Raw genomic sequence first — 18,461 nt, forward strand, 5'->3', positions numbered from 1 at the left:
ACAAAAAACTAGTTTGGCGAACCTATTGAGGATAAAACAAAAAAATAATGAGAAAAATAGTTTATTCACTGGCAGTTGCTGCATTATTATGGAGCTGCAAACCCTCTGAAAATATAGTATCAAACATCACAAAAAATGAAGTTGAGGTACAAATCGACCTTAACGGCATCAAAGATGACAAAGTAATGGTTACAGTCGTACCGCCAGCGATTAAATCCGAGAAGATTACCTATCATATTCCTAAAATAATACCAGGAACCTATTCTGAAGACGATTATGGGAAATTTTTAGAAAACGTAAAAGCTTACGATGCCAAAGGCAATGCATTGAGTGTAGCCAAAACAGATGATAACTCCTGGACTATCAGCGATGCAAAAAAACTTGCAAAACTGACCTATTGGGTAAATGACACCTATGATATTGAAAGTACACATGATATTTTTTCACCGGCTGGTAGTAATATCGAGGCAGGAAAAAACATCATGTTGAATACTCATGCTTTTGTAGGCTATTTTAAAGAGTTTCTTGATGTTCCTTATCAGGTAAACATTACGCATCCCGCAACACTTTGGGGTGCAACATCAATGACCGATACGGATGCTTCTGACACCAAAGACATTTTTACTGTTTCCAGATATTCTGAATTGGTAGAAAATCCTATTATGTATTCCAAACCGGATTATACAACTTTTACTGTAAACGGGATGGAAATCCTGATTGCCGTTTATTCTCCAAACGGTATAGTTACTGCAGAGAGCATTACTCCAGAGATGAAAACAATGATGACTGCACAAAAGAATTTCTTAGGCAAATTCAATTCTACAAAAAAATATAGTGTTCTTATCTATCTGTCTGACACATCCCGCAATGATGCCCACGGTTTTGGAGCTTTGGAACATCCTACAGCAACAACGGTAGTAATGCCGGAAGCTATGCCAAAAGAACAATTAGCCGAGCAGTTGAAAGATGTTGTTTCTCATGAGTTCTTCCATATCGTGACGCCATTGACAATACATTCAAAAGAAATCCAGTTCTTTGACTATAACAAGCCAAAAATGTCGGAGCACTTATGGATGTATGAAGGTGTGACTGAATATTTCGCAAACCTTTTCCAGGTCAATCAAGGCTTAATTACCGAAGATGAATTTTACGAAAGAATGGCTACCAAAATTGCCAATGCTTCGACTATGGATGACACCATGCCATTTACCAAAATGAGTTCTATGGTGTTACAGAAACCTTATAAGGAACAATACCAAAACGTATACGAAAAAGGGGCCTTGATAGCCATGTGTATTGACATACAGATTCGCCAGGACAGCAACGGACAAAGAGGCATTCTTGACCTGATGCAGAAACTTTCTAACGAATATGGCACTAAAAAAGCTTTTGACGATTCAGAACTTTTTGACAAAATCGAGTCTTTGACTTCACCAGAAGTTCGAAAGTTCCTTGACACTTATGTTGCTGGGCCAACACCTATTCCTTATGATGTTTATTTTGCTAAAATGGGCGTTACAAAAGCGATGACTAAGGTTACAGGAAATGCCTTCCTTAAAGGTATGGAGCCTAACTTCTCAATCAATCCGGCAACAAAAGAAATTTTTATACTTGCAGGTAGTGAAAAGCTTGATTTCTATAAGAATCTGGGCGTAAAAGATGCCGATATACTTCTTGAAGTCAATGGCACAAAATACAATCTTGACAATGTTTATGATATGATCATGGGCAGCTTGACATGGAAAGAAAATGACCCGATTACAGTAAAAGTAAAACGTAACGGTAAAGAAATGCAACTAAAAGGAAATATCAAGCTTCCTAGTGAAGAAGTAGAAGGATATCAGGCTACCGATGCGAGTAAAGCCAAATTAAAAGAAGCCTGGTTAAAAGGATAATCAGCATACTATAAAACTAATCCCCAATTTAAAATCTAAATTGGGGATTTTTTTATTATTTTGCCGCAAATTAAAAATCAGGGGCTGCCAAGAATAAAACTGCCCGCAAAAATACCAGCAACAATTATGAGAAAAATAGTGTTTGCTTTTGCAGCATTAGCAATGATTTCCTGTAAGGAAGAAAAGAAAGAAGGAAATCTTCACATCAAAGGAAATGTGGAAGGCTTAAAACAAGGAACGCTTTATATTCAGAAAATTGTGGATACGGCGTTAGTTGCTGTTGATACGATTGTTATCAAGGGGAACTCTCATTTTGAAAGCCATCTGACTATCGATTCGCCAGAAATGCTTTACCTGTTTTTAGATAGAGGCGAAACTAATAGCATTGACAACAATTTAATGTTTTTTGCCGAGCCTGGAAACATGACAATCGACACAAGACTGGATTCCTTTTTTGCTGCAGCAAAAATAACAGGCTCTGAAAATCAAAAATTATTTGAAGAATACAGAAAAATCATGTCAAGGTACAAAAACACGCAATTAAGCCTGACAGAAGAGAAATTAAGAGCGCTACAATTTAAGAGAGATGTTTCGTCAGATTTTGACAAGAAGAATAGCGACAACCTAAAAAGAAAATATCTGATGGCCATCAACTTTGCCTTAAACAACAAAGACCATGACATCGCTCCATATATCGCTCTAGCGGACATTTATAATGCCAACATTAAGTATCTGGACACTATAGACAAATCTATGGCTCCAAAAATAGCACAATCCAAATACGGAAAGATGCTAACGAAGTTTGTAGCTGAAAGAAAACAAGCAGAACAGAAACAGTAATAAAAAAACGCCTTGAAAATTCAAGGCGTTTTTTATTATTACATATATGAAATTACTAATTCTTAATTATTTTTGCGTTTTGAGTTCCCTTATCCGTAAATAGCTTTACGATATAAGTACCAGAAGTTACATTGGAAATATCTAACACGATATTTGTCTCAGTCTTCGCATTCTTCATCAGAATTAACCTTCCTTGCAGATCATATAGCTCTATTTTCTCCAATTGTGACTGACGGGTTTCAATATTCAAAACAGCATTGGCAGGATTTGGATAAATTAGTGCCATCTCTAAATTGGCTGCAGGATTATCAACTGACAGAGCTGGACAACCTATTTCTATTGGACTGTTTCTTTGAATATTAGTACCATCACCTAATTCTCTACCTAAATTTCCCCCCCATGCCCATAGTGTACCATCTGATTTTAATGCAAAATTGCTGGAATCACCTACTGTTATTTGTGACCAGTTGGTATCTGTGCCTGATTGAGTTGGTACAAGTTTAGTATTAGTTGTACCATCACCCAGCTGGCCAAAATAGTTACTCCCCCATGCCCATAGTGTGCCATCCGTTTTTATGGCAATTGTACAGGCATCTCCTGCTTTAACTTCTGACCAATTGGCATCTGTCCCTATTTGTACCGGAGCGCTTCTATCAATAGTTGTTCCATCTCCAAGCCAACCTAACCCATTATCTCCCCAAGCCCAAAGTGTACCGTCTGTTTTTATAGCAGCCGAACGGAAAATTCCAGATGCTATTTTAGACCAATTATTTTCTGCGCCTATTTGTATTGGAACATTGGCATATCTTAAGTTCCAATCCCAAAGTGTACCATTTGTTTTTAATATGACTACATGTGATCCACCCCAAGCAATTTTAGCCCAATCGGTATCGACACCTATTTGTACTGGGGTATTTCTTCGTGAATCCGGTGTATGCTCTCCATTATATCCCCAAGCCCAAAGCGTACCATTCGTTTTTATTGCAATTGTAATGGCTTCTCCTGCTTCAATTTCTGACCAGTCATTTGAAACTCCTACCTGTATTGGAGTGCTTTTGTCAATAGTAGTTCCATCACCAAGCTCTCCATAAACATTACGCCCCCAGCTCCAAAGCGTGCCATCCGTTTTAATAGCAACTGTATGGAAGTATCCAGGTCTTACTTTAGACCAATTTGTTTCAGTACCTATCTGAATTGGAGTATTTTTATCGACTGTAGTACCATCACCTAGCTGACCATAATAATTACGCCCCCAAGCCCAAAGCTTACCATCTGTTTTAATAGCAACTGTATACCAAAGACCAGCTCCCACTTGAGACCAACATTGGGCAAAAGAAAAGGCACTACTAAACAAAAGACAAGATACTAATAGCTGCTTTTTTAGAGAGTAAATTATTTTCATGTTTTATTTTATAAATATCCCTTCAAAGAAAAGAAAAATATGTTATTGCTAAAAATACTTTTTCAATTCATCTCTTAACAAAAAAACGCCTTGAAAATTCAAGGCGTTTTTTTATTACGTTATATGGAAATAGAAAGTACTAATTCTTAATTATTTTTGTGTTTTGAGTTCCCTTATCTGTAAATAGCTTTACGATATAAGTACCAGAAGTTACATTGGAAATATCTAACACGATATTTGTCTCAGTCTTCGCATTCTTCATCAGAATTAACCTTCCTTGCAGGTCATATAGCTCTATTTTCTCTAATTGTGACTGACGGGTTTCAATATTCAAAACAGCATTGGCAGGATTTGGATAAATTAGTGCCATCTCTAAATTGGCTGCGGGATTATCAACTGACAGAGCTGAACAGCTTATTTCTCTTGGTGCATATCTATCATTAGTAGTACCATCACCTATTTGACCAGAGAAGTTGGACCCCCAAGTCCAAAGTGTGTTATCTGTTTTTAATGCAATAACGTGCATATACCCCATTGTTATTTGTGACCAATTGGTATCTGTACCTACTTGTCTCGGTATAACATTTCTACCGTTAGGATCACCATGATTGCCTAGCTGACCAAAATAATTAGCTCCCCAGGTCCATAGCGTGCCATCAGTTTTTACTGCTACCGTATTGATATTTGAGGCTGCTATTTGAGACCAATTGGTATCTGTTCCAATTTGTATTGGAGTAGTCTTTCCAATTGTGGTACCATCACCAAGCCAACTCCACTGGTTAGCTCCCCAGGCCCATAGCGTACCATCTGTTTTTAATGCAACTGTATGCATATATCCTGTTGCTATTTTTGACCAATCATTTGCCGTACCTATCTGTATCGGAGTGGTTTTAAGAGTTGTAGTACCATCACCTAATTGACCTTCACTATTTCCTCCCCAGGCCCAAAGTGTACCATTCGTTTTTAATGCAATTATATGTCCTAAGCCACGTGAAATCTTAGACCAATCGGTATCAGTACCTACTTGCTCCGGGGTATCTCTATACTCAGCATTCTCATCTAAATCAATGATACCCCATGACCAAAGTGTACCATCCGTTTTTATTGCAATATTACGAGCATCTTTTGCTTCAATCTGTGACCAATCACTTAAAACTCCAATTCGTATTGGAGTGCTTTTGTTAATAATAGTACCGTCACCTAGCTGACCATAATCATTGCGCCCCCAAGCCCAAAGCGTGCCATCGGTTTTTATTGCAAATGTGTGATATCCTCCAGCACATACTTTAGCCCAATTTGTATCAGTACCAATTTGAATCGGAGCGCTTTTGTCGGTTGTAGTACCATCACCTAATTGACCATAGGCATTACCTCCCAAAGCCCAAATTGTACCATCGGTTTTTAACGCAACAGTATGGAGGCGGCCTCCTGTTATTTGAGACCAGCATTGCGCAAAAGAAAAGACGCTATTAAGCAAAAGACAAGATACTAATAGCTGCTTTTTTAGAGAGTAAATTATTTTCATGTTTTTGTTTTACAAATGTTCCTTCAAAGAAAAGAAAAAATAATATTCTAAAATATTTTTTTCAATAGATCTCTTTTATAAAAAAACGCCTTGTTAATTCAAGGCGTTTTTCGTTTCAGGATATCCAAAATCCAAAATCTCTTAAAAACAAAAAACCATCCTTTCGGATGGTTTTTCTTATTGAGCCGATAGAGGGACTCGAACCCACGACCTGCTGATTACAAATCAGCTGCTCTAGCCAGCTGAGCTACACCGGCATCTCAATACGGGTGCAAATATAGTTCTGAATTTTAATTTTCCAAAAAAAATCTGCACTTTTTTTATCTTTTTTTAGACTACAAAGCGTTAATTTTAGCAACCAATTGATTAGCAGTTTGTTCTAATTCTACATTGATTTGCTTGAAATGTGCTTTTTTATTTTCTACATTTTTTGCGTTCACTTTTGCGATCAAAGAATCAAAAGCAACAATTGCCTCATCAATCAAAGCTTCAGAAGCTTCAGTTGGTTTTCCTGTTGTTGACATTTCCCAGATATATACTGCTTCAATAATGTCTCCTAATACGTAATTGATGTCTTTCTTTAAATTCCTAACGTTTGCCATTTTTTTAAATTTTAATTTGCGTCTGCAAAATTAAGCATAATCTTTCTATTTGAGGCTATTAAATATAAATTTCTAAAAGTACAGCCTGCCCTTCTAATTCATACTCTTGCATTGCAGCGGGCAACAATACCGTATCTCCTTTTTTATAATCCCATACTGTTTCGTTGTATTTTACTTTAAAATCACCTTCCATACACATATAAACCGTAAAAGATTCATGCTGTTTCTTTATTTCTATCTTACCGTTAAGCGGCAAATAATCGGTAGTAAAATAAGGGCATATCACTACCGGATTGCTTTTATTTTCTTCTTGGGTGTAGGTTCTCTTTGTATCAGTCCTATCATAATTAATTGCATCCAGCGCCAGATCAATATGAAGTTCTCTCGATTTTCCTTCTGCATCAACTCTATCCCAATCATAAACTCTATAGGTAATATCAGAAGTTTGCTGGATTTCAGCAATTACAATTCCGGCTCCGATGGCATGGATTGTTCCTGTTTCTAAAAAAAAGACATCACCTTTTTTTACAGTGATTTCTTCTAAGATTGACAATAGCGTCTTGTTTTCAAGGTTTTTCAAATACTTTTCCTTGCTTGACTTTTCTTTAAAACCTACCACAATTTTTGCATTTTCATCTGCCTGCATCACATACCACATTTCTGTTTTCCCAAAGGAATTATGACGCTTTTTGGCAAGTTCATCATTTGGATGCACCTGAATTGACAAGTCATCTTTAGCATCGATAAACTTAAATAGCAAAGGGAATTCTGTACCAAACTTTCTGTGTACTGTTTTACCAAGAATTTCTTCGGGATATTGCGAAATCAATTCCGAAAGCAATTTTCCTTTGTATTCGCCTACAGCAATACGGCTAATATCACCCGGAACAGTAGATAGTTCCCAGCTTTCGCCTGTTGTCTCTGACTGTATCGGCTTATCGAAAACGGTTTTGAGCTTCGTTCCTCCCCAGATACGCTCTTTTAGTATCGGTTCAAAAACCAGCGGATATATATGTAGACTCATAATTTTTTTGGAAACAAATTACAGAAATTCCCAATCTTGCTTGTACTACTATTTTTGAAATAGCTTATATGATTTCTAGTTCGTCCTATTCTCCTTTATAACTCACAAAATTTCGTGGAGTTTCATAAAGAATAACTTCCAGATCTTTATCGGTATCAATTCTTTTTCTGATCTTATTCCAGATAACAACAACAATATTTTCGGCTGTCGGATTCAAGTCTAAGAATTCTGGCACATCTAAATTCAGGTTTTTATGATCAAAAGGTTTTTCAACCTCATCAAGAATAATATCGGCCAAATCCTTGATATCGATCACATAGCCCGTATCAGGATTGATTTTTCCAGTCACGCTAACAATCAATTCATAATTATGTCCATGAAAATTAGGATTGTTGCACTTCCCAAAAACCGAATCGTTTTTTTCATCCGACCAATCTTTACGATATAAGCGGTGTGCGGCGTTAAAATGGGCTTTTCTGCTGACAGTTACTCTCATCTTGGAAGTATTATTCTATTATTTGTGATTTTTGATTTAGGATTTTTGATTTGTGCCTTTTTGACTTTCAACTTTCGACTTTCAACTTTCGACTTTCAACTTTCAACTTTACAACTTATGTTCTTCAAGAAAGTGATAAAATTCATCAAAAATAATCTTGAACCACACTGTATATTTTTCCGGATTCACCTGCATGTCATCTTTGATTGCATCAATATCCATCCATTTCCAGTTTTCTACTTCTTCAGGATTGATTTCGGGTTCTCCATCAAAATAGCCAACCATTACATGATCCAATTCATGTTCTGTCAAGCCATTGTCAAACGGCGCTTTATAGATAAAATGAAACAGTTCTTTCAGTTCTGTTGAAAAACCCATTTCCTCCATAAGTCGGCGGTTTCCTGCCTGAATATTGCTTTCACCTTCACGCTGATGACTGCAACAGGTGTTTGTCCACAACAATGGCGAATGGTATTTCTGTGAAGCACGCTGCTGGAGCATTACTTCATTTTTTGAATTCAGTATAAAAATCGAAAATGCTCTGTGGAGCTGCGCTTTTTCATGAGCTTCCAGTTTTGGCATTAATCCAATCTGCTCATCACGCTCATTAACCAATATTACTTTTTCTTCTATCATAACTTTGTATACCTGACAAAAATACGAAAAAGAAACGGCCTTGTGAAATCAATAATTATTAGAGCTTTTTCATGAGTTATATGATTTTGAATATATTTGGGATATAATTCAAATTGCATATGAAACAAAGACTTTTTATCTATATAGTATTTCTGATATTTTCAAACAACCTCTTTGCTCATAAAAACATGTATATTGTAGAAACTTATGGCAACGTCACGTTTATTTAAAAACAGGTTTTGAATATTCTGAAATTGAAAAAATAAGAGTGATAGGGAAACTGTCTGAGAAACTATCAAAGAGACTCAATTATAAAGATACTTTGTTGATTGAATACGTCAACGATTATGGAGATCGTTTACCGGAGGAAATTTATACGTTTGAAAACAACAACACAAATCTCAAATTCACTATTGATGATAACCACGATTTTAGACCTTTTGATTATGTCAAAGCCCATAAGGAATATTACAACCTAGATGAAACAAATTTAAATAAAAAAAATTATGGAATCTCGATAAGAATAAATGCTAATAGTATTGATATTGAACAAGTATTAAAATTAGTTGAATACTCAATCCAAAACCGTAAATCTTTAAACCATAAATTAGAGAAAAAAAATTTGTGATAGATGGCCGGGAAGATGAGAACCCATATATCTACCCCGTAAGTATTATCCCTAAAAAATTGTTTGATCAGATTACTTCAAGTAAATCTGATCTTGTAGGAGAAATAATAAACGAAAAAACAAAAATAGATCTAGAAAAAGGTTCTAAAATTGAACTTTATTGGAGTAATAATGAATTTCTATTCGAGGTAGGATCTTATTACAGTTCAGAAAAGCGCCTATTCAAAATCAAAGATTACTACTATTACACCTATATTGATCCAATGTCATTGCTGGTATTCGTAGATAAAGAAAACTTCTACTATTTGCACCATGAAAATATTTCAGGAATGTTAATCCATATAGATAACGGAACTCTTTGGCCATTCCAGGCTATGAGTAGGTTTGGCAAACAGGTAATCCTTTTTAATAATTACAATAAAATAAATATCTTTTTAACAGATAAAAACAAGGTCATCTCTAAATTTGAATAACCCATTTAAAAGACATTATAAAGATCTTTTATTCTAACATCATATAGTACAAAAGCATGAAAAGGATTCTTGTTATCATTATTTTCTTATTTTCAACTAGTGTTTGGTCACAAGAGAAAACAGAAAACATTGATTCGTTAAAAACAAAATCTATTGAACTCTTTAGAAATCTATTTTGGAATAATCCTCCCAGATATCAAAAATGGGTAAATGATTATGAAAATTTATATACTACTGGCCAAAAAACAGAGCTTACTACCCTCATTGATAATTTTGAGAAAGAAACTTCTTTCGAGATAGCAATTGTCACAATTGACACGATAAGAGTTGAAGAAGATAAATTTGAAGATCTATCTCTGCATATTGCCAAAACTTGGGGAGTTGGAAAGCGTTTTAAGGACAATGGAATCTTAATTGCCATTTCAAAAGGTTACAGGAAGATGAGAATACAGAATGGAAATGGAACTGAAAAAATATTCACAAACGAAGAAACACAGTTGGTTATTGACAACAATTTCATCCCCTATTTCAAAAAAGAAGAGTATTTTAATGGAACATTATCAGGATTAAAAGAAATAATGCGGATTCTGAAAAACAAAATGTAATGCCTGTTTAATACTATCAAAAAGGCATTACATCATTTATTTATTCTTACTATTAAACATGTTGATCTAATAAAATCATATTACCATCAGGATCGGCAATCATCAAACTCGCCGGACCGGTTGTTGCTTCATCGGCTTCGCTAATCAAAGACAGGCCTGATGCTTTCAGGCTTTTCTGTATCTCTCTTACATCTTCAAAATCATTGAGCTTTTGAGCATTTTGGTCCCAACCAGGATTAAATGTCATCAGATTTCCTTCAAACATTCCTTGAAACAACCCGATGATTGTATCTCCGTTTTTTAGGATAAGCCAATTGTGTGAAATATCTCCTCCAAAAGCAGTAAAGCCAAGAGTCTCGTAAAATTTTTTAGAAGCATGAATATCCTTAACACTCAAGCTGATTGAAAATGCACCTAGTTTCATTTGTTATCTTTTTTAATACAGACTAAGCTGATTGTTTTTTTATAAATATATACATTTCATCCAATATTTCGATAAACCAAACGAACATCATAATAACGAACATCATAATAAGGTTTCAATTCTTTTTTTATTTCCTAATTTTATGCCATGAAACAAATCTTTTCAATCCTTCTTATTACTGTAACGGCTATCTGTTCAGCTCAAAAAACCGAAATATATGTAATTGGTAACATACATGACAGTGTTCCCAACTATCATCCAAAAATACTTCTGACCATGTTAGATAAGATAGGACCCGATATCATATTGCATGAAGTTGACAAAAAAGGAATGGAAGACTATGCCAAAGGCAATGGTCTTACAGAAAATGAGATCAGGGCCAGCACTCTTTATTCAAAAAAAAATCCTAATACCTTAAGGCTTCCTTTTGAATTTGAAGGAAGAAACCAATACCGCAAAGACCATGGTATGGTGCCAACAGATAATCTTTCAGTCAAACTGATCGACAGTCTTTACAAAGCCAAGCAACTAACTTCCAAGGAATCAAAAATATACGAAACCTTCAATGCACTCACACAAGAGCTTATAAAGATTGCGGAAGGAACACCAGAAAAATTCAATAATTCGTCAACAGATCGTATTGCTGAAAAAAGACAAAATTCCCAATATCATGAACTCTTGAAGATAACTGACAACAGACCTGAATTTTCAAAGAGATATGTCACAAAACCCAATGGAGAAAAGATAAGCTATAAAGATGGTTTCAAGAAGATGTCAGATTTTTGGGATCTCAGGAACAAAACCATGGCCCAGAATATCTACAACATAGCCCAGCAATATCCTGGTACAAAAATAGTTGTCCTAACCGGTTTCCTGCATCGCTATTATCTGATTAAAGAATTAAAAAAATTAAACAAGCAAAATTATATTCTCAAAGAGTTTTATGAATAAAAGCTTGCCAATCTAGCTGTATGAAATCGTATAAATTTGAAATCTTTACCTCGCCTTTAGAAAAAAACATACGTGAGGGCATTTACAAGCCGGGGCACAAACTGCCTTCGGTACGTGAATTAAAAGATAAATACCAGCTAAGCACAAGTTCGGTACAAAATGGCTACGAATACCTCATCATCCAAGGATTGGTAGAAAGCGTTCCAAAATCAGGATACTATGTTAGTCGTCAATTTGGCAAATCTCAAGAGTCAATTAAAACAAGCCATACTCCTATAATCAGGGATGCCTTGTTTGAGAACAATCTTGCCTCTATTACTTCGCTGCGAAAAGGACGGAAACTCTCCGAATTTAATGTTACAACACCAGGCGACCTATTAGTTCCTCAAAAACTAATATTGCGTACCATGCAGCAGGTAATCCGCGAACAGGGAGCGAGCTTGTTGCGCTATTATCCGTCAAACGGGTTGCCCGACTTAAAAGAAAATATTATCAAACGTGCTGCTGGATATAAGACCATCCTTAATCCGGACGAACTGCTTATTACAGATGGTGCCCTACAAGCATTATATATAGCGCTGGCTTCCGTATGCAGTGCCGGAGATGTGGTTGCTGTTGAAAGCCCGTGTATCTTTTCTATGCTGGAAGTAATTCGGGTACTCAACCTAAAAGTTATAGAAATTCCTATAGATAGAGAAAACGGCTTTGACATTGACTTTTTAAAAAAAGCATGCGCAAAAAACAAGATAAGAGCTGTTCTCCTGACTCCTAATTTTCATAATCCTACAGGCATTTCGCTGACAGATGAGAAGAAAAGGGCTTTGCTCTCCGTTGTGCAGGACTATGAAATTACACTTATCGAAAATGACATCTATGGTGACCTACATTTTAGCGGAATCCGGCCAACTACGATTAAAAGTTTTGATGATAGCGGCCTTGTCATGACCTATTCTTCTTATGCCAAGACTCTTGCTCCTGGCATTAGACTTGGATGGCTGTCGGCAGGCAAATTTGTCCAAAGAGCTGAGCAGATTAAATTTTCTTTAGGCAGCACCGTTTCTCCTATTTATCAAGAAACAGTCAATCGCTTGCTATCAACAAGCAGTTACGATAGGCACCTTATAGCATTTCGAAAGCAACTGAAAAAAAATTCCGATTTCACTTTAGACTTACTTAATGAAAACTTCCCTGACGGCACTTCTATGACAGTTCCTACCGGAGGCTACTCCATTTGGGTAAAAATGCCAGACACTACAGACATGGACAATTTTTATGCCCAATGTGAAAAAATTGGTGTACGGTTTACACCTGGCTATACTTTTTCATTTTCAGATACTTTTCCCAACTATTTCAGAGTCGTGTTTGCAGATACCTATACGCCTAAAAGAATTGAAGCCATTAAACAAGCAGGACAGCTCACCCGCTAATCTGTACCGACGATTGTTTCCGATTTTGTACTGACATACATCTCAAAAACCTCTCTAATTTTGCATATTTACCAACAGAAAGAGAAATGGAAATCATTACAAAATTCATAATCGCCACAGAACAAGGCAGAGGTATCGTGGCTACATTAGCCAAAGAGATAGCAGCAGAAAAATTCGCATCATTAGTAGAACCTCAACAGCTCGAAGACTATATCGAAAAAAAGTTCAACGACAAGAACCTGATTGCTGAAATGAATAGCATGTCAAATCAATGGTTGGTTGTTTATGTAGGAGATACACCGGCAGGTTATGCCTATATTACTTCAAATGGAAGGAAACCAAAAAATCAGGAAGAGGCACGAATGATGAGAATTGCCGATTTTGGAATACTCGAAAAGTATAACGATACGACTGTTAGGCTTTCATTACTCGAAAAATGCTTAGCTATCAGCAAATCTTATAACGGACTTTGGGTACATGAATATAAAGAAAATCCTTTGATCGCTTTTTTTGAGTCTGAAGGATTTGTAATGCAGAATGAGGTTTATCAGCATGAGGAACTTCCCTTGCCTTCTATATTTCTAACCAGAAATAATCTTTAACTGGAGGTAACACATAAGTAAATTGGCCGCTTATAAACAGTATAATTTACTTTTCTTCTATTGCATCGTTGTAAAGTACTGGCATCTGTCCTTTCCATTTTTTCCATGCCTTATCATCAAGTAGTAATTGGCTCATAAAATGCGCTACGTTACTACGGCTTACCTTTCCTGAGTCAAATAGGGCACTTCTTGTTGGAGATGTATGTGCCGAATACGCAGTTACATTTTCAATATCAATCAGGCTGTCAGGACGTACTGCCGCCCATTCAACAAAAGGATTTTTCTGTCCTATTTTTATTCTCAGATAATCGGTTGCTTTTTCATTATCAACATGCGGAGGCAAAAGCAATCGAAGCAGGCCTATCACTATTTTCTGCCCAATAGAAATGCGTTCATTCAAATCTCTGTTGCTATTTCCGGCCGTATTCATCAAGACCAGTCTTAATGGCTTCTCCGGTGCGTTTTTAATAATAGCCTGACAAAGCAGTTCAACCATATCAGCAACCAGCCTTCTTGGCTTTCCATAAATCCCTTTAAAGCTTAGATTATGTCCAAGACAAGAAGCCACCGACTGACAATCTTTGAGATATGCCATCATCTCATCAATACTGATGGTTTCAATCGCATCTACTTTAATTATTGTGAGTCTGTCATTACTTTTCCATGTTTCAGGAATAGAGCTGGAAAATCGCACGATTGCCTTCACACTTTGACCGGATTTTAATAATTGCTCAACCAATAGTTTTCCAGTTGCTCCGCTTGCACCAACTACTAATGTTGTCATATTTTAACGTATTACCTTTTATTAATAGCCTTATTACTATTGGGTTTACTAAAATAAGACATTTAAAGATAACTAGGAATTATGGTCCTGGCTGTTTTGTTATTTGCATCTTTTACAGAAAAAAACTTGTGTAGCTAAATGACTTCATATATATTTGTAGTCAAATAACTTCATAATGAATTTAAGACGAGATGTTTTTCAGGCAATAGCAGATCCTACCAGAAGGGCTATACTGCTATTATTATCTACCCAATCCATGACTGCTGGAGCAATTGCATCCAATTTTGATACGGCACGACCTACGGTATCGAAGCATTTGCAAATACTTACAGAATGTGAACTACTCAACCAGGAACAGAATGGAAGGGAAATGTATTATCATCTCAACCCGAACAAGCTAAAAGAAATAGCCGACTTTATCGAACCGTTCCAAAAAATGTGGGATGACAGGTTCAATAAACTGGAAGACATAATGAAAGCCTACCAATCAAAAAAATAAGAAATGGAACGAAAAACAAAAATCAATGCCGAAGAAGGCAAACAGGAACTGCTGATTACCCGGGAATTTGACTTGCCGCTGGAATTGCTTTTTAAAGCTTATGAAGAAGCTGAAATCGTAGCCCAATGGATGGGAACAAAAGTAGTAAAGCTTGAAAATAAAAAGCATGGGAGCTACCAGTTTGAAACATCAGACCCACATGGGAACGTGGTTTTTAGATCAAACGGAACTATCCATGAATTCATACCAAACCAAAAAATTACCCGCACATTTGAAATGGAAAATACCCCTTTTCCAATACAGCTCGAATACCTAGAATTTGAAAAATTGACCGACACTACCAGCAAGCTTACAATGCATGTCATATACAAATCTGTAGATGTTAGAAATCAAATATTGCAACTTCCTTTTGCACAAGGAATCAACATGGCTCACGACCGACTCCAAAACGTGGCAGCTAATTTAAAATAACAGAAAATGGAAAAGAGAAATAAAATTATTTATTGGATTTCGACACTCTGGCTGGCATTAGGAATGGCTTCAACCGGAATTGTACAATTATTAGGTGTAAAAGAAGAAACGGAAATGATGACACATTTAGGGTATCCCTCCTATTTTCTCACTATTCTGGGAACCTGGAAAATTTTGGGTGTGATTGCTATACTTATCCCTAAATTTACGTTACTAAAGGAATGGACCTATGCGGGATTCTTTTTTGCTATGTCGGGAGCAATATTTTCACATATTGCATTACACGATCCTGTAAAAGAGCGCTTTCCTCCATTATTGCTATTGGTATTGACACTGACATCCTGGTATTTTAGGCCAGCCAATAGAAAAACAATTACTGTCAAATCCTAAAAATATCAAGTCATGGATAAAAAGAAATTATCAGAGTCACAAAGCGAGACGCTAATGGGCATATTGAGAACCCGTTTTGAAAAAAATACAAACCGACATAAGGGCATGAAATGGGCCGACATACAAGCAAAATTAGAAGCCAATCCTGAAAAGCTTTGGTCGCTAGACGAAATGGAAGAAACGGGTGGCGAACCTGATGTTGTGGGGTTTGATAAAAAAACAGGTGAATATATTTTTTTCGACTGTGCAGCGGAAAGTCCAAAAGGGCGTCGAAGCATTTGTTATGACCAACAAGCATTAGAATCCAGAAAAGAACACAAACCAAAAGACAGCGCCATAGCCATGGCAGATGCTATGGGTATTGAAATCCTTACTGAAGAACAATACCGTGAATTACAGAAATTAGGCGTGTTCGATATCAAAACATCAAGCTGGGTTCAGACTCCGGCAGAAATCCGAAAACGTGGCGGCGCCCTTTTTTGCGACAGGCGCTATGACACAGTTTTCCTTTATCATAATGGTGCCGAATCCTATTATGCCGCCAGAGGATTTAGAGGTTGTTTAAAGGTATAAAAGCGTGTTTTGATTAAATAGGTTAATTTCATAACTTCGTCAAAACCAGAATTTTTGTTCCTACCAACGCAAAACAAAAACAATGAATACATCAGAACTTATTGCCTTATTCCAAAACAACCATCTGGAATTGGCCGATTATGTAAATGCTTTGCCAGACGACCAATTTCTCCATAGCAAAAATGGCAAGTGGACAGCCGGACAACAACTCAGCCATGTTTATCTCTGCTTGTTGCCGATTTCAAAAGCACTGCCCTCAAAAGAATTCCTTATCCAAAAATTCGGAAAAATTGATCGTCCACTTTGGGATTATGATACTGTAATTGCCAATTATAAAGAAGCTCTTGCCAAAGGCGGAAAAGCTCCGGAAAAATTCCTGCCGGAAGCCGTACAGCCGGAAGCCAAGACAGAATTAACAGCAGAACTACAGCAAATTCTGGACTTCATACAACAACAATTGGCAGGTTATACCGAAGAAGAACTGGACACGATTGTCATGCCACATCCATTGTTGGGTATTATGACTGTTAGGGAAATGTTTTTCCTGATGGCCTACCATGCAATACACCATTTGAGACAAACAGAACAAAACTTAGCTTAAACCAATAATTATGTTTTCCGAAGCACAAATCAAACAAGCCCACAGCAAAGTAAAATCAGGTGCAGACTTCCCAGCCTATATACAAGAAATCAAATTTTTAGGCGTAACTTATTACGAAGTGTATGTCACTGACGGCCATTCCGAATATCATGGTGTCAATGATTATAAAATTACAACTTCGGCTAAATATGAAAATATGACTGTAGCAGACAACTGCGATATAGAATCCTTTAAAGCAGGCTTAAAAGCACACCAGCAAGGGCAAACCGACTACATTACTTTTATTGCTATGAGTGCAGAGTCTGGTGTTGAAAAATGGGAAGTAGATACCGAAAAAATGTCCTGTACCTATTACGACAAGACTGGTAATGAAATATTGGTAGAACAAATACCTAATAAGAAATAAGAAATCACAAAGCTGAAGCCCAAACTTCAGCTTTTTTATTGCCTAATAAATCGGACGTTTAAACAAAGTAAATCAGGACTTTTAAACAAAGTTGCCCTATACAATCCATCCTAATTTTGTCTCAACATAAATCAATAAAATTTATACAAATGAGACAGAACAATTATCAGGGAGCATTGCAACAACCTCTAAATTCAGGATTTGGCGCAACTTCCACAGCAACCGAAGTTATCCAAGGTATCGACCTTACAGGAAAAATCGCTATTGTTACGGGCGGCAACACAGGTATCGGACTTGAAACCGCAAAAGTACTGGCTAATGCAGGAGCCACCGTTATTATTCCGGCTAGGGATATTGAAAAAGCAAAAAGAAATCTTGAGGGTATTGCCAATATCGAATTAGAAGCGATGGATTTGATGGATACTAATTCTATTGATGCCTTTGCAGCAAGATTTCTGGCTTCGGGAAGACCATTACATCTACTTATTCACAATGCCGGAATCATGTGGGTACCATTGCGTTGGGACAATCGTGGTTATGAATCCCAACTGGCTACAAATTATCTTGCCCAATTTCAATTAACAGCAAGACTATGGCCGGCACTAAAAAAAGCTAATGGAGCCAGAGTTGTGAATGTTTCTTCACAAGGACATCAGTTTGGAACTTTTGATTTCGATGATCCTAACTTTTTAAATCGTGAGTATGAAACCTTGCTAAGTTATGGACAATCCAAAACAGCAAGCAATTTGTTTGCGTTAGAACTCGACGAGCGTGGCAAAGACTTCGGCATAAGAGCCTATTCGCTTCATCCGGGAGCCATAAACGGAACGGAGCTGGCTCGTGAAGCACCATTAGAACTATTCCAAAAACTAGGCTATTGTGATGCCAACGGCACTATACTTCCAGAAGTAGCTGCAGCACTAAAAACCATTCCTCAAGGAGCTGCTACAACCGTATGGTGTGCTACAAGCCCAATGCTTGACATTCTGGGAGGCGTATATTGTGAAGATTGTGATATTGCAGGTTTAGCCCTGGAGGAAGGAATAACCAAAGGTGTCAGACCGTATGCTATTGATGAATCCAATGCCAAACGCTTATGGACTTTAAGTGAAACAATGACGGGCATTACTTTCAAGCCTGCTGAGTAACATCTTTATTACATCCTAAAATGGACAATTCTTTTTATTTTTGTAAGGCGCAGCTATCA

23 protein-coding genes and 1 tRNA gene are annotated in these 18,461 nt (G+C 36.7%); 15 read left to right on the top strand and 9 right to left on the bottom strand.

Annotation, left to right across the window (positions count from 1 at the left end; genetic code table 11):
• The first annotated feature begins 47 nt into the window (after window positions 1-47).
• The gene (locus tag FJA49_RS07375) at window positions 48-1,895 is read left to right on the top strand and encodes a M61 family metallopeptidase (RefSeq protein WP_140000350.1); all 1,848 of its coding nucleotides are present in this window, start codon (window positions 48-50) and stop codon (window positions 1,893-1,895) included.
• A gap of 126 nt (window positions 1,896-2,021) precedes the next feature.
• A complete protein-coding gene (locus FJA49_RS07380) occupies window positions 2,022-2,735 on the top strand; it encodes a DUF4369 domain-containing protein (RefSeq protein WP_140000351.1) in 714 nt (237 codons plus the stop codon).
• Between the two features lie 55 nt (window positions 2,736-2,790).
• Here the strand turns inward: FJA49_RS07380 and FJA49_RS07385 are convergent, their stop codons facing one another.
• From FJA49_RS07385 to idi, 7 genes are all read right to left on the bottom strand, one after another.
• Window positions 2,791-4,137, bottom strand: coding sequence for a T9SS type A sorting domain-containing protein (locus FJA49_RS07385; RefSeq protein ID WP_140000352.1), 1,347 nt, complete (start codon window positions 4,135-4,137; stop codon window positions 2,791-2,793).
• Between the two features lie 139 nt (window positions 4,138-4,276).
• Window positions 4,277-5,662, bottom strand: coding sequence for an RCC1 domain-containing protein (locus tag FJA49_RS07390; RefSeq protein ID WP_140000353.1), 1,386 nt, complete (start codon window positions 5,660-5,662; stop codon window positions 4,277-4,279).
• A 183-nt stretch (window positions 5,663-5,845) separates the two neighbouring features.
• Window positions 5,846-5,919, bottom strand: a tRNA-Thr gene (locus FJA49_RS07395).
• Between the two features lie 78 nt (window positions 5,920-5,997).
• On the bottom strand, window positions 5,998-6,264 hold the full coding sequence (locus FJA49_RS07400; protein WP_140000354.1) for a hypothetical protein: 267 nt from the start codon (window positions 6,262-6,264) through the stop codon (window positions 5,998-6,000).
• Between the two features lie 58 nt (window positions 6,265-6,322).
• On the bottom strand, window positions 6,323-7,288 hold the full coding sequence (locus FJA49_RS07405) for a type I phosphomannose isomerase catalytic subunit (RefSeq protein WP_140000355.1): 966 nt from the start codon (window positions 7,286-7,288) through the stop codon (window positions 6,323-6,325).
• Window positions 7,289-7,373: 85 nt separating this feature from the next.
• Window positions 7,374-7,784, bottom strand: a complete 411-nt coding sequence (locus FJA49_RS07410; protein WP_140000356.1) for a 6-pyruvoyl trahydropterin synthase family protein — start codon at window positions 7,782-7,784, stop codon at window positions 7,374-7,376.
• Between the two features lie 108 nt (window positions 7,785-7,892).
• Window positions 7,893-8,420, bottom strand: a complete 528-nt coding sequence (gene idi, locus FJA49_RS07415) for an isopentenyl-diphosphate Delta-isomerase (RefSeq protein ID WP_140000357.1) — start codon at window positions 8,418-8,420, stop codon at window positions 7,893-7,895.
• 325 nt (window positions 8,421-8,745) lie between these two features.
• Between idi and FJA49_RS07420 the strand changes: the two genes are divergently transcribed.
• Genes FJA49_RS07420 through FJA49_RS07430 form a run of 3 tightly spaced genes read left to right on the top strand, consistent with a single transcriptional unit; the run spans window position 8,746 to window position 10,126 of the window.
• Window positions 8,746-9,048: a hypothetical protein gene (locus tag FJA49_RS07420; RefSeq protein ID WP_140000358.1), complete on the top strand. Its 303-nt coding sequence runs from the start codon at window positions 8,746-8,748 to the stop codon at window positions 9,046-9,048.
• Window positions 9,045-9,521, top strand: a complete 477-nt coding sequence (locus FJA49_RS07425) for a hypothetical protein (protein ID WP_140000359.1) — start codon at window positions 9,045-9,047, stop codon at window positions 9,519-9,521. Before FJA49_RS07420 ends, FJA49_RS07425 begins: the two co-directional genes overlap by 4 nt.
• A 56-nt stretch (window positions 9,522-9,577) precedes the next feature.
• Window positions 9,578-10,126 carry a TPM domain-containing protein gene (locus tag FJA49_RS07430; RefSeq protein WP_140000360.1) on the top strand — a complete coding sequence of 183 codons (549 nt, stop codon included), beginning with the start codon at window positions 9,578-9,580 and terminating at the stop codon, window positions 10,124-10,126.
• A 52-nt stretch (window positions 10,127-10,178) separates the two neighbouring features.
• Here FJA49_RS07430 and FJA49_RS07435 read toward each other — a convergent pair whose 3' ends face one another.
• Window positions 10,179-10,550, bottom strand: coding sequence for a VOC family protein (locus FJA49_RS07435; protein ID WP_140000361.1), 372 nt, complete (start codon window positions 10,548-10,550; stop codon window positions 10,179-10,181).
• A gap of 147 nt (window positions 10,551-10,697) precedes the next feature.
• Here FJA49_RS07435 and FJA49_RS07440 point away from each other — a divergent pair, with 147 nt between their 5' ends.
• The 3 genes from FJA49_RS07440 to FJA49_RS07450 all read left to right on the top strand — a co-directional run bounded on the left by FJA49_RS07440 (window position 10,698) and on the right by FJA49_RS07450 (window position 13,530).
• The gene (locus tag FJA49_RS07440; protein ID WP_140000362.1) at window positions 10,698-11,501 is read left to right on the top strand and encodes a hypothetical protein; all 804 of its coding nucleotides are present in this window, start codon (window positions 10,698-10,700) and stop codon (window positions 11,499-11,501) included.
• 20 nt (window positions 11,502-11,521) lie between these two features.
• Window positions 11,522-12,928, top strand: a complete 1,407-nt coding sequence (locus tag FJA49_RS07445) for an aminotransferase-like domain-containing protein (protein WP_140000363.1) — start codon at window positions 11,522-11,524, stop codon at window positions 12,926-12,928.
• Between the two features lie 86 nt (window positions 12,929-13,014).
• Window positions 13,015-13,530 carry an N-acetyltransferase gene (locus FJA49_RS07450; RefSeq protein WP_140000364.1) on the top strand — a complete coding sequence of 172 codons (516 nt, stop codon included), beginning with the start codon at window positions 13,015-13,017 and terminating at the stop codon, window positions 13,528-13,530.
• Between the two features lie 46 nt (window positions 13,531-13,576).
• Here FJA49_RS07450 and FJA49_RS07455 read toward each other — a convergent pair whose 3' ends face one another.
• Window positions 13,577-14,314 (bottom strand): NAD(P)-dependent oxidoreductase, encoded by a 738-nt coding sequence (locus FJA49_RS07455; RefSeq protein WP_140000365.1) that lies wholly within the window; start codon window positions 14,312-14,314, stop codon window positions 13,577-13,579.
• Window positions 14,315-14,489: 175 nt separating this feature from the next.
• On the opposite strand from FJA49_RS07455, the gene FJA49_RS07460 reads away from it, so the two are divergent.
• The 7 genes from FJA49_RS07460 to FJA49_RS07490 all read left to right on the top strand — a co-directional run bounded on the left by FJA49_RS07460 (window position 14,490) and on the right by FJA49_RS07490 (window position 18,402).
• The gene (locus tag FJA49_RS07460; RefSeq protein WP_140000366.1) at window positions 14,490-14,813 is read left to right on the top strand and encodes an ArsR/SmtB family transcription factor; all 324 of its coding nucleotides are present in this window, start codon (window positions 14,490-14,492) and stop codon (window positions 14,811-14,813) included.
• A 3-nt stretch (window positions 14,814-14,816) separates the two neighbouring features.
• Window positions 14,817-15,284 carry an SRPBCC family protein gene (locus FJA49_RS07465; protein ID WP_140000367.1) on the top strand — a complete coding sequence of 156 codons (468 nt, stop codon included), beginning with the start codon at window positions 14,817-14,819 and terminating at the stop codon, window positions 15,282-15,284.
• A gap of 6 nt (window positions 15,285-15,290) precedes the next feature.
• Window positions 15,291-15,674, top strand: coding sequence for a DoxX family protein (locus tag FJA49_RS07470; RefSeq protein ID WP_140000368.1), 384 nt, complete (start codon window positions 15,291-15,293; stop codon window positions 15,672-15,674).
• Window positions 15,675-15,686: 12 nt separating this feature from the next.
• Complete coding sequence (locus FJA49_RS07475) at window positions 15,687-16,247, top strand: DUF4256 domain-containing protein (protein WP_140000369.1); 561 nt, start codon at window positions 15,687-15,689, stop codon at window positions 16,245-16,247.
• 82 nt (window positions 16,248-16,329) lie between these two features.
• Window positions 16,330-16,848 carry a DinB family protein gene (locus FJA49_RS07480; RefSeq protein WP_140000370.1) on the top strand — a complete coding sequence of 173 codons (519 nt, stop codon included), beginning with the start codon at window positions 16,330-16,332 and terminating at the stop codon, window positions 16,846-16,848.
• A gap of 10 nt (window positions 16,849-16,858) precedes the next feature.
• A complete protein-coding gene (locus FJA49_RS07485; RefSeq protein ID WP_140000371.1) occupies window positions 16,859-17,254 on the top strand; it encodes a DUF1398 domain-containing protein in 396 nt (131 codons plus the stop codon).
• 149 nt (window positions 17,255-17,403) lie between these two features.
• The gene (locus tag FJA49_RS07490; RefSeq protein WP_140000372.1) at window positions 17,404-18,402 is read left to right on the top strand and encodes an SDR family NAD(P)-dependent oxidoreductase; all 999 of its coding nucleotides are present in this window, start codon (window positions 17,404-17,406) and stop codon (window positions 18,400-18,402) included.
• Window positions 18,403-18,461 lie beyond the last annotated feature (59 nt).

Origin of the sequence: Flavobacterium microcysteis (assembly GCF_006385255.1) — a bacterium.
Lineage (GTDB): Bacteria > Bacteroidota > Bacteroidia > Flavobacteriales > Flavobacteriaceae > Flavobacterium > Flavobacterium microcysteis.

Bases quoted from the DNA above. Each gene is read 5' to 3' on its own strand.
- FJA49_RS07400 (WP_140000354.1), bottom strand. From the start codon at position 6,264: ATGGCAAACGTTAGGAATTTAAAGAAAGACATCAATTACGTATTAGGA.
- FJA49_RS07410 (WP_140000356.1), bottom strand. From the start codon at position 7,784: ATGAGAGTAACTGTCAGCAGAAAAGCCCATTTTAACGCCGCACACCGC.
- FJA49_RS07465 (WP_140000367.1), top strand. From the start codon at position 14,817: ATGGAACGAAAAACAAAAATCAATGCCGAAGAAGGCAAACAGGAACTG.
- FJA49_RS07375 (WP_140000350.1), top strand. From the start codon at position 48: ATGAGAAAAATAGTTTATTCACTGGCAGTTGCTGCATTATTATGGAGC.
- FJA49_RS07450 (WP_140000364.1), top strand. From the start codon at position 13,015: ATGGAAATCATTACAAAATTCATAATCGCCACAGAACAAGGCAGAGGT.
- FJA49_RS07460 (WP_140000366.1), top strand. From the start codon at position 14,490: ATGAATTTAAGACGAGATGTTTTTCAGGCAATAGCAGATCCTACCAGA.
- FJA49_RS07390 (WP_140000353.1), bottom strand. From the start codon at position 5,662: ATGAAAATAATTTACTCTCTAAAAAAGCAGCTATTAGTATCTTGTCTT.
- FJA49_RS07445 (WP_140000363.1), top strand. From the start codon at position 11,522: ATGAAATCGTATAAATTTGAAATCTTTACCTCGCCTTTAGAAAAAAAC.
- FJA49_RS07480 (WP_140000370.1), top strand. From the start codon at position 16,330: ATGAATACATCAGAACTTATTGCCTTATTCCAAAACAACCATCTGGAA.
- FJA49_RS07475 (WP_140000369.1), top strand. From the start codon at position 15,687: ATGGATAAAAAGAAATTATCAGAGTCACAAAGCGAGACGCTAATGGGC.
- idi (WP_140000357.1), bottom strand. From the start codon at position 8,420: ATGATAGAAGAAAAAGTAATATTGGTTAATGAGCGTGATGAGCAGATT.
- FJA49_RS07485 (WP_140000371.1), top strand. From the start codon at position 16,859: ATGTTTTCCGAAGCACAAATCAAACAAGCCCACAGCAAAGTAAAATCA.
- FJA49_RS07470 (WP_140000368.1), top strand. From the start codon at position 15,291: ATGGAAAAGAGAAATAAAATTATTTATTGGATTTCGACACTCTGGCTG.
- FJA49_RS07490 (WP_140000372.1), top strand. From the start codon at position 17,404: ATGAGACAGAACAATTATCAGGGAGCATTGCAACAACCTCTAAATTCA.
- FJA49_RS07405 (WP_140000355.1), bottom strand. From the start codon at position 7,288: ATGAGTCTACATATATATCCGCTGGTTTTTGAACCGATACTAAAAGAG.
- FJA49_RS07455 (WP_140000365.1), bottom strand. From the start codon at position 14,314: ATGACAACATTAGTAGTTGGTGCAAGCGGAGCAACTGGAAAACTATTG.
- FJA49_RS07435 (WP_140000361.1), bottom strand. From the start codon at position 10,550: ATGAAACTAGGTGCATTTTCAATCAGCTTGAGTGTTAAGGATATTCAT.
- FJA49_RS07440 (WP_140000362.1), top strand. From the start codon at position 10,698: ATGAAACAAATCTTTTCAATCCTTCTTATTACTGTAACGGCTATCTGT.
- FJA49_RS07380 (WP_140000351.1), top strand. From the start codon at position 2,022: ATGAGAAAAATAGTGTTTGCTTTTGCAGCATTAGCAATGATTTCCTGT.
- FJA49_RS07430 (WP_140000360.1), top strand. From the start codon at position 9,578: ATGAAAAGGATTCTTGTTATCATTATTTTCTTATTTTCAACTAGTGTT.
- FJA49_RS07385 (WP_140000352.1), bottom strand. From the start codon at position 4,137: ATGAAAATAATTTACTCTCTAAAAAAGCAGCTATTAGTATCTTGTCTT.